This is a genomic window from Devosia sp. YIM 151766 (genome assembly GCF_030285925.1).
In the GTDB taxonomy this organism is placed as follows: domain Bacteria; phylum Pseudomonadota; class Alphaproteobacteria; order Rhizobiales; family Devosiaceae; genus Devosia.
On the sequence record NZ_CP127251.1, the window covers coordinates 3188073 to 3201516 of the forward strand.

The 13444-nt window shown below is 63.4% G+C and carries 13 protein-coding genes; 4 read left to right on the plus strand and 9 right to left on the minus strand.

What is annotated here, in order from left to right; translation table 11 throughout:
• Nucleotides 1-24 precede the first annotated feature (24 nt).
• A complete protein-coding gene (galE, locus tag O9Z70_RS15695) occupies nt 25-1011 on the minus strand; it encodes a UDP-glucose 4-epimerase GalE (RefSeq protein ID WP_286020375.1) in 987 nt (328 codons plus the stop codon).
• A gap of 102 nt (nt 1012-1113) precedes the next feature.
• Between galE and galU the strand changes: the two genes are divergently transcribed.
• Complete coding sequence (gene galU / locus O9Z70_RS15700; RefSeq protein WP_286020376.1) at nt 1114-1998, plus strand: UTP--glucose-1-phosphate uridylyltransferase GalU; 885 nt, start codon at nt 1114-1116, stop codon at nt 1996-1998.
• Nucleotide 1999: 1 nt separating this feature from the next.
• Here the strand turns inward: galU and O9Z70_RS15705 are convergent, their stop codons facing one another.
• Together O9Z70_RS15705 and O9Z70_RS15710 are read right to left on the minus strand one after the other, a co-directional pair.
• Nucleotides 2000-3277 carry an outer membrane beta-barrel protein gene (locus O9Z70_RS15705; protein WP_286020377.1) on the minus strand — a complete coding sequence of 426 codons (1278 nt, stop codon included), beginning with the start codon at nt 3275-3277 and terminating at the stop codon, nt 2000-2002.
• A gap of 148 nt (nt 3278-3425) precedes the next feature.
• Nucleotides 3426-4265, minus strand: a complete 840-nt coding sequence (locus O9Z70_RS15710) for a glycoside hydrolase family 25 protein (RefSeq protein WP_286020378.1) — start codon at nt 4263-4265, stop codon at nt 3426-3428.
• A 184-nt stretch (nt 4266-4449) separates the two neighbouring features.
• Between O9Z70_RS15710 and O9Z70_RS15715 the strand changes: the two genes are divergently transcribed.
• A complete protein-coding gene (locus tag O9Z70_RS15715; protein ID WP_286020379.1) occupies nt 4450-5976 on the plus strand; it encodes a YifB family Mg chelatase-like AAA ATPase in 1527 nt (508 codons plus the stop codon).
• An 18-nt stretch (nt 5977-5994) separates the two neighbouring features.
• Nucleotides 5995-6447 carry an NUDIX domain-containing protein gene (locus O9Z70_RS15720; RefSeq protein ID WP_286020380.1) on the plus strand — a complete coding sequence of 151 codons (453 nt, stop codon included), beginning with the start codon at nt 5995-5997 and terminating at the stop codon, nt 6445-6447.
• A gap of 78 nt (nt 6448-6525) precedes the next feature.
• On the opposite strand, the gene cfa is transcribed toward O9Z70_RS15720, so the two are convergent.
• The 6 genes from cfa to O9Z70_RS15750 all read right to left on the minus strand — a co-directional run bounded on the left by cfa (nt 6526) and on the right by O9Z70_RS15750 (nt 11917).
• On the minus strand, nt 6526-7638 hold the full coding sequence (gene cfa, locus O9Z70_RS15725) for a cyclopropane fatty acyl phospholipid synthase (RefSeq protein WP_286020381.1): 1113 nt from the start codon (nt 7636-7638) through the stop codon (nt 6526-6528).
• Nucleotides 7639-7797: 159 nt separating this feature from the next.
• Nucleotides 7798-9303 carry an RNA polymerase factor sigma-54 gene (rpoN, locus tag O9Z70_RS15730; protein WP_286020382.1) on the minus strand — a complete coding sequence of 502 codons (1506 nt, stop codon included), beginning with the start codon at nt 9301-9303 and terminating at the stop codon, nt 7798-7800.
• A gap of 119 nt (nt 9304-9422) precedes the next feature.
• On the minus strand, nt 9423-10181 hold the full coding sequence (gene lptB, locus O9Z70_RS15735; protein ID WP_502870138.1) for an LPS export ABC transporter ATP-binding protein: 759 nt from the start codon (nt 10179-10181) through the stop codon (nt 9423-9425).
• Complete coding sequence (locus O9Z70_RS15740) at nt 10178-10639, minus strand: LptA/OstA family protein (RefSeq protein WP_286020383.1); 462 nt, start codon at nt 10637-10639, stop codon at nt 10178-10180. The genes lptB and O9Z70_RS15740 overlap by 4 nt, the downstream gene beginning before the upstream one ends.
• Before the next feature lie 4 nt (nt 10640-10643).
• Nucleotides 10644-11288, minus strand: coding sequence for a hypothetical protein (locus tag O9Z70_RS15745; protein WP_286020384.1), 645 nt, complete (start codon nt 11286-11288; stop codon nt 10644-10646).
• 14 nt (nt 11289-11302) lie between these two features.
• The gene (locus tag O9Z70_RS15750) at nt 11303-11917 is read right to left on the minus strand and encodes a ribonuclease D (RefSeq protein ID WP_286020385.1); all 615 of its coding nucleotides are present in this window, start codon (nt 11915-11917) and stop codon (nt 11303-11305) included.
• A 248-nt stretch (nt 11918-12165) separates the two neighbouring features.
• On the opposite strand from O9Z70_RS15750, the gene metK reads away from it, so the two are divergent.
• Complete coding sequence (metK, locus tag O9Z70_RS15755) at nt 12166-13422, plus strand: methionine adenosyltransferase (RefSeq protein ID WP_286020386.1); 1257 nt, start codon at nt 12166-12168, stop codon at nt 13420-13422.
• Nucleotides 13423-13444: the final 22 nt, after the last annotated feature.

Consider the following 13444-nt stretch of genomic DNA (forward strand, 5'->3'; position numbering starts at 1 on the left):
GACACCCGGATGGCCTCGATCCGCTCAGCGATTGCGGGTCATCAAATGGCGTTCCCAATTATAGGCCGTTTCGACGATTTCCTCCAGATCGTCGTGCCGGGGAACCCAGCCGAGCAATTTCCGCACTTTCTCCCCCGTCGCGGTGATCGAGGCCGGATCGCCCTCGCGGCGCGGGGCTTCGTCGGCGCGCAATTCGGCACCGGTCACCTTGCGTACCGTATCGACCACCTCCCGTACCGAAAAACCCCGCCCATAGGCACAGTTGAGCGTCGTGCTGGTGCCGCCCTTGCGCAGGTGCTCGAGCAGCAGTGCATGGGCGTCGATGAGATCGGTGACGTGAATATAATCGCGGATGCAGGTGCCGTCCGGCGTCTCGTAATCGGTGCCGAAAATGCTCATCTTCTCGCGCTGGCCGAGGGCGGTCTGGCAGGCGACCTTGATGAGATGGGTGGCTTCGGGCGTGGACTGGCCCGAGCGTCGGCCCGGATCAGCCCCGGCAACGTTGAAATAGCGCAATATTCCATAGGTGATCGGGTGGGCGGCGGCCACATCGGCCAGCATCCATTCGGTCATCAGCTTGGAGCGGCCATAGGGCGACATGGGATTGAGGGGGGTATTCTCGACCACCGGCGCCAGCCCAGTCATGCCATAGACCGCGGCGGTGGACGAGAAAATGAAGTTCTTCACCCCGCCCTTGACGGCCGCCTCGATCAGATTGCGCGAGGTGGCGGTATTGTTGGCGTAATATTTGAGCGGATCGGCAACCGATTCGGGCACCACGATCGAGCCGGCGAAATGCACGATTTCGGTGATCTTGTGCTTCTCGATGAGCCGCAGCACCAATTCGATATCGCCGGCATTGCCCCGCTCGAACCGCGCCCGGCCATCCACGGCCCAGTCAAAGCCGGTGACGAGATTGTCGAGCACGACCACGTCTTCGCCGCTATCGGCCAGGTTGAGCACCATATGGCTGCCGATATAGCCGGCGCCGCCGGTTACCAGAACGGTCATGCTTTTGCTCTCCGCAATAGAAATGCTAACTGAACGCAACGATATCTGTCAGGCGTTGATTTAGCTTTACGCCAGTCATGCGTCCACAAGGGAGAAATTCACGTGTCCAAACGCGTCCGCACCGCCGTCTTCCCCGTTGCCGGGCTGGGAACCCGCTTCCTGCCTGCAACCAAGGCGATGCCCAAGGAAATGCTGACCGTGGTGGATCGCCCGCTGATCCAATATGCGGTGGATGAGGCCCGCGAGGCCGGCATCGAGCACTTCGTCTTCGTCACTGGCCGCAACAAGGGCGTGATCGAGGATCATTTCGATCGCCAGTTCGAACTGGAAACCACGCTGGAAGCCCGTGGCAAGAACGCCGCGCTCAGGGAATTGCAGCAGGACCTGCCCTCGGCCGGCCGCACCAGCTTCACCCGCCAGCAGGAACCTTTGGGGCTTGGCCATGCCGTCTGGTGCGCCCGCCATATTGTCGGCGACAATCCTTTCGCCCTGCTGCTGCCCGATATGCTGTTCAAGGGCGAGCCGGGCGTGCTCAAGCAGATGATGGACAGCTACGAGCAAACCGGCGGCAATGTCGTCGCCGTCGAAGAGGTGCCGGAAAGCGAAATCTCCTCCTATGGTGTCGTGGCCAGGGGCGAGGGCCCGGACCACGGCTTTGTCATCGATGGCATGGTGGAAAAGCCCAGGCGCGAGGATGCCCCTTCAAATCTGATCATTTCGGGACGCTACATCCTGCAGCCAGAAATCTTTGCGCTTCTGGCCGATCAGCCGCGCGGCGCCGGTGGCGAAATCCAGCTGACCGACGGCATGCAGACACTGATGACCCGGCAGCGCTTTACCGGCGTCAAATATCAGGGCCAGAGCTTCGATTGCGGCTCCAAGATCGGTTTTCTCACCGCCAATGTCGTCTATGCCCTGGATCGCGACGATATCCGGTCCGGTTTCGTGCGGGAATTGCGCAAGCTCGATCTGGAGGACCGGCTCTAGCCTAGCGCTTGAGCGTGATCCCGACGCCGATGCTATGGGTATCGAGCAGACCGCTATTGCTGTTGTCGCGGTGGGCAAAGGCATATTCCGCCGACAGGGCCGTATGCGCGTTGACGACATAATCGGCGCCGGCGCCAAAGCCGCGCCGGTGCTCGATTTCCCCATTGCCTTCCAATACCGACAGCCCCCAATCGGTCGAGGCGCGCAGGCGCAGCCAGGAATTGACCGTATAGTCCAGCTTGGCGGTCGCGACATGCGTTACCCGCGCCGTGCCCTTGGCATCGGCGCCGGTCGGCTCGATATTGGTGGCGAGCGAAGCGGCGAGATTGACGGTCGAGTTCGGTGAATAGACCAGGCTCGCATCGTAGAGCTGGGCGGTGATATCGGCCAGGCCCGCGGCGTCGAAATTATGGTGACCCAATCCGATCGAGGCGCTGGCGCTGATAACGCCGTTCCAGCTGCCGGCTATGCCGCCGCGCAGGGCCGTGCTGGTCGCATCGGTCCTGACGCCCAGGGCAGGCGAGGCGGCGTCGAACATGTCGCGGCCCAGCGCGGCCTCGCCGAAAACCTCGAAAATCGGCGTGATCTGGACGCCGGCGCGCAGGCTGGTATCGGCCTGCCACAGATTTTGATCCGAATTGTCGGTGGAGCCGGTATCGGTGCGGATCGTGGGGCCATGGATTGTCCGTTCGAGATTGGTCTTGAGCCCCAGATTGACCTTGCCGAAAGACCGGTCGACGCCAAGTCCCGCCGAGCCGCTCAATATCTGGGGCGGTTGGGCGATTAGCGGGTCGAGCCCCGGCGTGTTTGGCAATGGCTGACGGAGATCGAGCGCGGCCGCGCCGCTGAGGCTGGTGCTCTTATCCAGCGCCATATTCGCCGAAAGACCGAGGCGAAGCGCGGTGAGGCCCAAGGTTTCGCTATCGTCCCAAGGCCGCGCCATCTCGGCGGTCCCTTCGATGACAAGATCCGCGCGTCGCCCGTCATGCTTGGCCGTGAAGGCCGGGTTGAGTGTGGTGAGGAAGCTGCCGCCCTCGGTGCTGCTGCTGGTATAGGCGCCCTTGAGGCCGACGGACCAGTCGAAGTGAAAGGGCGGATGGGCCGGCTCGCTTCCAGCGCTGAAGGTGCCGCTTCCCGGCGCGACCGGATAGAGGCCCGGTTGCAGCCGCTCGCTGTCATATTCCGGCCCGTCCGGCCCCGGCGGGTCGGCCAAGACGACGCCCGCGGGAAGCAGCCCGATGGTGGCAAAGAGCAGCAATGTCCAATTTCGTCCGGCCACAGCCTGCTCCGCGAGAAAGCCGGCGGCATCGGGGTTGGCCGGCCATGGCCCTTGGGGGGTCTTGCCGCGATCCTTTCATTTTATGGTTAACGAACGATTGCCGTGCTCATCATTGGATAGGCGTGTTCAGCAATCCCGCATGACCGATCTATTTGGCGAATTGACATCTGCCGCTGGCTTGCAGCGCTGCGATGGCGCGGGGATCGCAGCCGGTCGAGAGGAACATCAGCCAGTCGTTGCTATTGCCGTAGAACACGTTGCGATCCACCTCGCCGCGTACGCCCGGCACCACGCCGGTCTGGCTATATTGCCAGAAGGTCCAGGGACGGTTCTTGTAGCGCTCATGCGGCTCGGCGGCGGTGGAGCGCAGCCAGAAGGCATTGGGGAAATACTCGCCTTCCAGGATGTCGCGATGGAAATTCATGTCGGTATAGATGATCGGCAGCTTGCCGGTATGGCGTTCCATGACCTCCAGCATCAGCCGGATCTTTTCCAGCGCGTCGGCCCGGTTCGGCTTGGTCTTGCAGCTGGAGTGATTGTTCCATTCCAGGTCGAGGACCGGCGGCAGGGCGCTGGGATCGGCGGGCACGTTCCGGACGAACCAGGCGGCCTGTTCCGAGGCCAGCGAGCACCAGGTCATGAAATGATAGGCGCCGCGTGGCATGCCGGCATCGCGCGCCCTGATCCAGTTCCGCTGGAAATCGGGATCGATATAATCCTTGCCCTCGGTGGCCTTCATGAAGACGAAATGGATGCCGGCGGCGCGTGCCTTGGGGAAATCCACATTCTCCTGATAGCGCGCCACATCGATGCCCTGAATGGGCATGGCGCGCGCTCGGTCGACGCCGGAATGGGGTCTGTTGTCGCCGGGAATGGCGCCATAGAGCCCGCCGCCGCTGGCGCAGGCCGCCAGGGCGACAGCAACCAGCCCGGCGATCAGGCCGCGGGAAAAAGTAGAAGCGGAACGGGAAATCCGGGCGGCGGCCATCGATCAGAACACTCGGTACGCAGAACAAAACCTGGCATTTCATTCAACATGGCCAGGTTAACGGAGCTTTAGGTTAAGCATTGTGGCAGCGGGCATGGTTAACGCGCCCTATTGCGTTCGCCATACGTTCTTGCGAGGTCCGGTTTGTTTTGCTAGCTTCCGATAGGGATCGGGGACAGGCGACATGGTCACGCGCGTTGCGACAGTGGCTTTTCAGGGCATAGAGGCGGTGCCCGTCGACGTGCAGGTGCAGATTGCGCCGGGCATTCCCGCCTTCATTCTCGTCGGTCTGCCGGACAAGGCGGTAAAGGAAAGCGGCGAGCGGGTGCGTGCCGCCCTGGTCGCTTCGGGGCTGGGCCTGCCGCCCAAGCGCATTACCATCAATCTCGCCCCTGCCGACCTGCCTAAGGAGGGTAGCCATTACGACCTGCCCATCGCCTTGGGCCTGATGGCGGCGCTCGGTGTCATCCCCCAGGATGGCCTGGACGGCTTTCTGGCTTTGGGCGAATTGGGCCTTGATGGCAGGCTGGCCCATGTCGGCGGCGTACTACCCGCCGCCATCGCGGCACAAGGCCGGAATCGCGGCATCATCTGTCCGGCCGCCTCCGGCCCCGAAGCGGCCTGGGCCGGGGAGGAGATCGACATTCTCGCCGCCGATACCCTGCTGGCTCTGGCCAATCATCTCACCGGTCGTCAATTGCAGGCCCGCCCCCGGCCCGGGCGGGATTTGCGGGCGGCGGGCGAATTGCCCGATCTTGCCGAGGTGCGGGGACAGGCCTTGGCCCGGCGCGCGCTCGAAGTGGCGGCGGCCGGCGGCCACAATCTGCTGATGATCGGCCCCCCGGGCGCAGGAAAGTCCATGCTGGCGATGCGATTGCCCTCGATATTGCCGCCCCTCGGCCCAAGGGAATTGCTCGATGTCTCCATGATCCAGTCCATTGCCGGCGAACTGGCCGGCGGGGCGCTTTCCGACCGGCGTCCGTTCCGCGCCCCGCACCATTCCGCGTCCATGGCCGCGCTGGTGGGCGGCGGGCTCAAAGTGCGTCCGGGGGAGGTAAGCCTAGCCCATAATGGTGTGCTGTTTCTCGATGAATTGCCCGAATTCTCGCCCAGCGTCCTCGATAGTCTCCGCCAGCCGCTGGAAAGTGGCGAGACGGTGATCGCCCGCGCCAATGCGCGCGTCTCCTATCCCAGCCGCTTCCAACTGGTCGCGGCGATGAATCCCTGCAAATGCGGCATGGCGGGCACGCCGGGCCATGTCTGCCGGCGCGGCGCTGCCTGCGTCACCGACTATCAGGGGCGCATTTCCGGCCCCTTTTTGGATCGCATCGATATCCGTGTCGATCTGCCGGCGGTTTCGGCCACCGACATGATCGCGCCTGCGGCCCCTGCCGAATCCTCGGCCTCCGTGGCCAGGCGCGTCGCCGCCGCCCGCGAATGCCAGCGTCGCCGCTTCGCCGATGCCGGTCATCCCGATATATCGACCAATGCCACGGCGGGGGCCGCGCTGATCGAAAAGCTGGTCGAGCCGGATCGCGAAAGCCAGGTCCTCCTGCTGCAAGCGGCCGAACGGTTCAATCTTTCGGCCCGCGCCTATCATCGCGTCCTGAAAGTCGCGCGCACCCTTGCCGACCTTGCCGGGTCCGATAAAGTGGCGCGCCCGCATATAGCCGAAGCCCTGAGCTACAGGCTCAGATTCGGTGCCGCCTGACAGAGCCGGAGAACCCTCGTGAAACACCGCATTTCCGCCGGCGCCCTGACCTTGCGGGAGGGCAATATCCTGTTGGTGCGCCATTGCCGGCCCGGCATCCATGATTTCTGGGCGGGTCCCGGCGGCGGCGCGGAGGGTGCCGAGGAACTGCGCGAAGCCGCCGAGCGGGAGACTTTCGAGGAGGCCGGCATTCGTGTGCGAACGGGGCCAATGGCCTATATCGATGAATTGGTCGACGATTGGGGGCGGATCGTCAAATTCTGGTTCCTCGCCGACTACCTCTCTGGATCGATCGATGTCAGCGCCAATCCAGCCGAGGGCGAGGCGATCAGCGAAGCGGGCTGGTTCTCGCGCAAGGCGCTCCCGGAGGGTCACATTTTCCCCGAAGTGCTGCGCGGCCGCTTCTGGTCCGATCTCGAAGGGGGATTTGCGCACCCGATCAAGCTGCCATTGCGCCGCTCGATCTTTTGACGCCCGCCGGGGTCTGGCCGGGATGGGGCGAGTCACGCTTCGGCTGGCCGAAGGTTTCACGTGAATCCCGGCCTGTGCTCAACTCACCCGCCTATAGCCGCCAGCAACGCCTTCGGGCGACAGCACGATCTGCCAGAGATTGATCTGCCGCGCCCGGAACAGAGCCGCGAACACCGAGAGATAAAAGCGCCACATGCGGCGAAAGCGTTCGTCATATTGGGTCGAAAGCGTCGGCCAGGCCGCATCGAAATTGTCCCGCCAGGCCAGCAGGGTCCGATCATAATCGGCGCCGAAATTGTGCCAGTCCTCCATGACGAACAGGCCTTCCATGGCCGCGCCGATCTGCGCGATGGAGGGCAGCATCCCATTGGGAAAAATATATTTTTCTGCCCAGGGATCGCCATGCGTGCTGGAATGATTGCCGCCGATCGAATGCAGCAGGAACAATCCCTCGGGCTTGAGGAGCCGGCGCACCTTCTCCAGGTAAAACCGATAATTCTTGTAGCCCACATGTTCGAACATGCCGATGGAGACGATGCGGTCGAACTGGCCCTCCAGAGCGGCATAATCCATCACCCGGGTTTCGATGGGCAGGCCGTTGCTGCGCTGATTGGCCAGTGCCGCCTGTTCCTGGCTGACGGTAACCCCAAGTCCCAAAATGCCGTAGCGCTCGGCGGCGAATTGCAGAAATCCGCCCCAGCCCGAACCGATATCGAGCACTTTCATGCCCGGCCGCAGCCCGATCTTGCGGCAGATAAGGTCGAGCTTGGCTTCCTGCGCTGCGTCGAGCGTGGTGGCTTCGGCCCAATAGCCGCAGGAATAGACCATCCGCCTGTCCAGCATGGCGCTATAGAGATCGTTGCCGATATCGTAATGCTTTTCGCCCACTTCGCGGGCCCTGAGGCGCTGGAGATTGAAAAGCCGCGCCCGCAAAATGCTCCAGAGCAGCGGCAGGTCGCGCGGAAAGGCGTCCTGGATGCGGGCCTTGGCGAGTTTGAAGAGGAAGGCATCGAGCCGCTCGGCCTCCCACCAGCCATCCATGTAACTTTCACCCAGGCCCAGCGTGCCTTGGCGCAGGATGCGCTCATAGAGCCGCTCGTCGGTGATCGTTACATCGGCATTGGAAGAGCCGACAATGATGCCGGCCCGCGAGAGCTGTTCGTGCACGAACCGTTTTGCAGGCGAGGTCATGGCCAGCGCGAGAATTTGTGGGCAATGATGGCAGGTTAACCCCATTGCCTTCCGCCGATCAAGCGCTTGTGCATCTTGGCCGGTGCGCTCTGCCGAAGCCCGGTGGAGGGCGCTTCTTAAGCCAGGAAAGGGGTTGGCGGGACCGGATTGTCCGGAGAGTCACGCGAGCGCGGCCAGATCCTTCTTCTGCCGCCGCCGGATCACCGAAGAGGGGATATTCATGCCCTCGCGATATTTGGCCACGGTGCGGCGGGCCAGTTCGATGCCCTGCTCCTGGCGCAGCAATTCGGCGATATTGTCGTCGGAGAGGATGGCGTTGGCCGGCTCCGCATCGATCAATTGCCTGATGCGGTGGCGCACCGCTTCGGCCGAATGATCGCTGCCGCCATCGGAGGATGCGATGGCGGTGGTGAAGAAATACTTCATCTCGAACAGGCCGCGCGGCGTGGCCAGGTATTTCTGCGCCGTCACCCGTGACACGGTGGATTCATGCATCTCGATCGCCTCGGCGATCATTTTGAGCGTCATGGGTTTGAGATGTGCCACGCCATGGGTGAGGAAGCCATCCTGCTGGCGCACGATCTCGGCGGCGACCTTGGTGATGGTCTGGGCCCGCTGGTCGAGGCTCTTGGTCAGCCAGTTGGCATTGGCGAGGCAGTCGGAAAGGAATGTCTTCTCGGCCCCATTGCGCGTCTTCCTGGTCACCGTCGCATAATAGACCCGATTCACCAGCACCCGCGGCAGCACGTCGGAATTGAGTTCGACCTGCCAGCCGCCATCGGGGCCGGGCCGCACGAAGACATCGGGCACCACCGCTTCGACCGGGGCGCTGTCGAAGGCGAAGCCCGGCCTGGGATCGAGCCGGCGCAATTCGGCCAGCATGTCCGCCAGGTCCTCGCGGTCACAGCCCAGCACTTTCAGCAGCGCCGGCATATTGTGCTCGGCCAACAGATGCAGATTGTCGATCAGCCGCTGCATCATCGGGTCCAGCCGGTCGCGCTCGCGCAATTGCATGGCCAGGCATTCGGCGACATTGCGGGCAAAGAGACCGGCCGGCTCGCAGGTCTGCAACACCGCGAGCACCGCTTCGACATCCTCGATTTCGGCCCCGAGCAATTCGGCCACGGCGCTGGTTTCAACAACGAGGTAACCCGCCTCGTTGAGCCCGTCGATCAGATGCCGGGCGATCAGCCGGTCGGCCTGCATGCGCAGCAGCATATTGGCCTGGGCTTCGAGATGATCGGCAAGGTGCGGGCGGCTGGCGACGAACTGGTCGATATCGGGGGCTTCGCCGGCCTCGAAACGGCCATTGCGGTCTGGTCCGCCACTCTGGCCCAGATCCTGGGCAATGGCATCGGGAAAGACGTTCTCCACTGCCGTGTCATAGCTTTCGGCGATCTCGTCGGCATCCTTGACGCGCTCGCCGGAGGTATAGGTGTCCTCATAGGCGCTCATTTCCGTCTGCCGTTCGGGTGCCTCGGCCGGCCCGCCATCCTCTCCGCCGCCTTCTTCGCGCTCGAGCAGCGGATTGCGCAGCAATTCGGCGTCGACGAAATCGTTGAGTTCGAGATGGCTCAATTGCAGCAGCCGGATCGACTGCATCAATTGCGGCGTCAATGTCAGGCTTTGGGACTGGCGGAATTCCAGCCGCGGCGTCAGCGCCATGCGTCGGTCTCTGGTGCGAATTTCCAGCCGTTTCCGGCTGCTTTCCGCGCGTACCATGCCCCGCTTCGCGATCGACAGCAAGTTTTGAGCAAGTTTCGTGCCAATTGCCCGGCGCCAGCCTAGATCGAAAAACTCTCACCCAGATAGACGCGCCGCGCCTCCGGGTCGGCGGAGATGGTTTCGGGCCGGCCCTGGATCATCACCTTGCCGCCATGGATGAGATAGGCCCGGTCCACCAGGCCCAGGGTCTCGCGCACGGCATGGTCGGTGACCAGCACACCGATGCCGCGCTGGGTCAATTGCCGCACCAGTCCTTTCACCTCGGCCACGGCGATCGGGTCGACGCCGGCAAAGGGTTCGTCGAGCAGCATGAAGGCGGGGTCGGCGGCCAGTGCCCGGGCGATCTCGACGCGGCGGCGTTCGCCGCCGGACAGGGCCAGCGCGTTGGATTTGGCCAGGTGGGTGATGGAGAATTCTTCCAGCAGCGATTGCAGCTTTCGCTTGCGCTCCGCGCGCCCGCTCACCGCATTTTCCAGCACCGCCATGATATTGCCTCTGACGGTCAGCCCGCGAAAGATGGAGGGCTCCTGCGGCAGGTAGCCGATGCCCAACTGCCCGCGCTGGAACAGCGGCAGATGGGTGATCACCTGTCCATCGAGCAGGATCTTGCCGGCATCGGGTTTGACCAGGCCCATGATCATGGTGAAGACCGTGGTCTTGCCGGCGCCATTGGGCCCAAGCAGGCCAACCGCCTCGCCGCGCCGCACCGCCAGCGACACGTCGCGGACCACGGCGCGCTTGCCGAAGCTCTTGGCCAGGCCATGCGCCACCAGCCAGCCTTTCTGATCGATGCGTGGACGGGCGGGTTCGGCGCTCATTGCGAGTTGAAGATACCGGTCACGCGCCCGCCATCGGGGCTGGTGAAGGTCGAGATATTGGTCTCAAGGTTCACGACCAATTCGCTGGCATCGACGACGCCGCTGGCATTGGTGACCTTCACATTGCCGGTCAGGCGCAAAAGCTGGTCGGCGGGGGTGAAAACGGCATGGTCGCCGATTGCATCCTGGTCCGGGGTCTTCAGGCGCACCTCGCCGCCCAGCGCCTCGAAGGTGCGGATATCGCTGGTGCCGCCGTCGCCATAGGTGGCCACGACTCTGGGCGCCCACACCGTGACACTGGGATGGACCACCACGACATTGCCGGTAAACACGGCTTCGCGCGCCGCCTCGTTCATGACGAACAGATCCGAGGTGATTTCCACCAGCCGCTGCGCCTGCGCGCCAGGCGTCAGCAGCAGGACGGCGAGAAGGGCAAAAACGGGCCGCATTAGGCGCATGGGCTCAATCTCCTGGACCGGAAATGGATTTTTCTCCGGTCGCGATGGGCAGGGTGACGACGGCGCGCGAAAAAGTCCAGACCACGGCTTCGGCGTCATAGACCAAGCCTTCGGCCCGAACGGTGGAGCCATCGGCATTGTCGATGCTGACGGCGCCCTTGGTATTGAGCGTCTGTGCCTCCCAGTCGAACACCGAATCGGTGAGCGTTCCGGTCATGCCGGTGGAATCGGCAATATCGGCCAGTTCCGGTATGGTGGTGATCTGACCAGCCATGTCCAGCTGCGCCGCTGCGGCATCGATCTGCAATTGCACCCCGTCCACCCGGTCGATGACCAGATGCGCGCCGCTGAGAGCGATGAGATCGGTGCGCGCCCGGTGCGCCTGTGCCGTTTCCGCCCACACCCTATAAGCCGAGCCGTCGGACAATATGCCGGCATATTCGGGCGCGTCGACGATGATGGTTTCCGGCGTCACTTCGATGCGCCCCACCCCGAACCGTCCGGTAAAGCTGGCGAGATAGATCTGCACCATCAGCCCGGCCAGCACCACGAGGCCCATGGCCGGAATGCCGAGGCGCAGCATGGCGACGAACCGGTTGCGCCGCGCGAGGCGCTGGTACATCTGCAATTGTGCCGTCGCGCCTGCCATGGGGATGATCCGGCTCAGCTATGGGCGAAAATGTCGGTTTCTTCCCAGCCCAGCAGGTCCAGCGCGCAACGCGTCTTGAGGAATTCGAAGCAGGACCGGGCCAGTTCGGTCCGCCCCTCCCGCGCCAGCATGCGGTCGAGATGGCGCTTGAGGTCGTGCAGGTAGAGAACGTCCGAAGCGGCATAGTCGAGCTGGGCATCGCTCAGCTTCTCCGCCCCCCAGTCCGAGCTCTGCTGCTGCTTGGACATGTCGACATTGAGAAGCTCGCGCGCCAGGTCCTTGAGGCCGTGGCGGTCGGTATAGGTGCGCACCAGCTTGGACGCGATCTTGGTGCAATAGACCGGGCCGGTCACCACCCCGAAACGGTGCTGCAACACCGCCACGTCGAAGCGGGCATAATGGAAAATCTTGGTCACGCCGGGATCGGAGAGCAGCTTCACCAGATTGGGCGCCTCGATCGCATCCTGGGGAATCTGCACCACGTCAGCGCTGCCGTCGCCGGGCGAAAGTTGCACCACGCAGAGCCGGTCGCGATGGGGGTGCAGGCCCATGGTCTCGGTATCGATCGCCACTTCGCGACCGTAATTGGAAAGATCGGGCAGGTCGCCGCGATGCACTCTGATGGCCATAATCTCGTCCAGCAATGATATCCAGCCTTTCCTTGGCACAGAGCGAGAGCCAAGGAAAGGCGTCCCGTCTCCGCGGCCGGAATTGCCGGGGCACCGCCGGCGTTGCCCCGGCTTCGATATAAAGCCTTCTTTATATGGCCCTTGCTTTCCTGGAATGGACCTGCGAGAAACGGGCCTGAAAGTGTGGGGAAAGTGTCTCCACACGCGCACTACCGCGTGCGCCCTCGCCACTTGCAAAGAGGTTTAACGTGGCCCGATCCTCCTATCTGTTCACTTCGGAATCGGTTTCCGAAGGTCATCCTGATAAAGTCTGCGACCGCATATCCGACGAGATCGTCGACCTAGTTTTCAAGGAAGCCAAGAAGACCGGCATGGACCCGGGCCAGGTGCGCATTGCCTGCGAAACGCTGGCCACCACCAATCGGGTCATCATCGCCGGGGAAGTGCGCGTGCCCGAAACTCTGCTCAAGAAGGGCAAGGACGGCAAGATCGTTACCGATGCTGCCGGCGCTCCGGTGGTCAATCCGTCCAGGTTCAAATCGGCCGCCCGCAAGGCGATCAGGGCCATCGGCTATGAACAATCGGGCTTTCACTGGAAGACCGCCAGGATCGACGTGCTGCTGCATGGCCAATCGGCCGATATCGCCCAGGGCGTGGATGAAAGCGGCAATAAGGATGTCGGCGCCGGCGACCAGGGCATTATGTTCGGCTATGCCAGCCGCGAGACTCCCGAATTGCTGCCTGCGCCGATTTATTACGCCCACAAGATCCTCGAGGCCCTGACCGAGGCCCGCAAGTCGGGCCAGGGCCCGGCCGCCGTGCTTGGTCCCGATGCCAAGAGCCAGGTGACGGTGCGCTATGAGGACGGCAAGCCGGTGGGCGTGACCCAGATCGTGCTGTCCACCCAGCATCTGGATGAAAGCCTGACCTCCGCCGATGTGCGGAAAATCGTCGAGCCCTATATTCGCGCCGCGCTGCCCGAGAGCTGGATCGACGGCGATACGGTCTGGCATGTCAATCCAACCGGAAAATTCGTCGTCGGCGGCCCCGATGGCGATGCCGGCATGACCGGCCGCAAGATCATCGTCGACACCTATGGCGGCGCGGCCCCGCATGGCGGCGGCGCTTTTTCGGGCAAGGATCCCACCAAGGTCGACCGCTCGGCCGCCTATGCGGCGCGCTATCTCGCCAAGAACGTGGTTGCCGCGGGCCTGGCCGATCGCGCCACCATCCAGCTGTCCTACGCCATCGGCGTCGCCGAGCCGCTCTCGATCTATGTCGACCTGCACGGCACCGGCAAAGTGGACGAAACGCGGCTCGAAACGGCCCTGGCCCAGGTCATGGACCTGACGCCGCGCGGCATCCGCACCCATCTCGATCTCAACAAGCCCATCTATGCCAAGACCGCCGCCTATGGCCATTTCGGCCGCAAGGCGGGCCGCGACGGCTCGTTCTCGTGGGAAAAGACCGATCTGGTGAAGGCGCTCAAGGCCGCCGTGGCCTGATCGACAAGCCGATTGACCGAGG

Excerpts from the sequence above, each read along its gene's own strand:
- galE (WP_286020375.1), bottom strand. The coding sequence starts at position 1,011 with ATGACCGTTCTGGTAACCGGCGGCGCCGGCTATATCGGCAGCCATATG.
- O9Z70_RS15745 (WP_286020384.1), bottom strand. The coding sequence starts at position 11,288 with ATGGCAGGCGCGACGGCACAATTGCAGATGTACCAGCGCCTCGCGCGG.
- O9Z70_RS15740 (WP_286020383.1), bottom strand. The coding sequence starts at position 10,639 with ATGCGCCTAATGCGGCCCGTTTTTGCCCTTCTCGCCGTCCTGCTGCTG.
- O9Z70_RS15715 (WP_286020379.1), top strand. The coding sequence starts at position 4,450 with ATGGTCACGCGCGTTGCGACAGTGGCTTTTCAGGGCATAGAGGCGGTG.
- cfa (WP_286020381.1), bottom strand. The coding sequence starts at position 7,638 with ATGACCTCGCCTGCAAAACGGTTCGTGCACGAACAGCTCTCGCGGGCC.
- O9Z70_RS15710 (WP_286020378.1), bottom strand. The coding sequence starts at position 4,265 with ATGGCCGCCGCCCGGATTTCCCGTTCCGCTTCTACTTTTTCCCGCGGC.
- rpoN (WP_286020382.1), bottom strand. The coding sequence starts at position 9,303 with ATGGCGCTGACGCCGCGGCTGGAATTCCGCCAGTCCCAAAGCCTGACA.
- lptB (WP_502870138.1), bottom strand. The coding sequence starts at position 10,181 with ATGAGCGCCGAACCCGCCCGTCCACGCATCGATCAGAAAGGCTGGCTG.
- O9Z70_RS15750 (WP_286020385.1), bottom strand. The coding sequence starts at position 11,917 with ATGGCCATCAGAGTGCATCGCGGCGACCTGCCCGATCTTTCCAATTAC.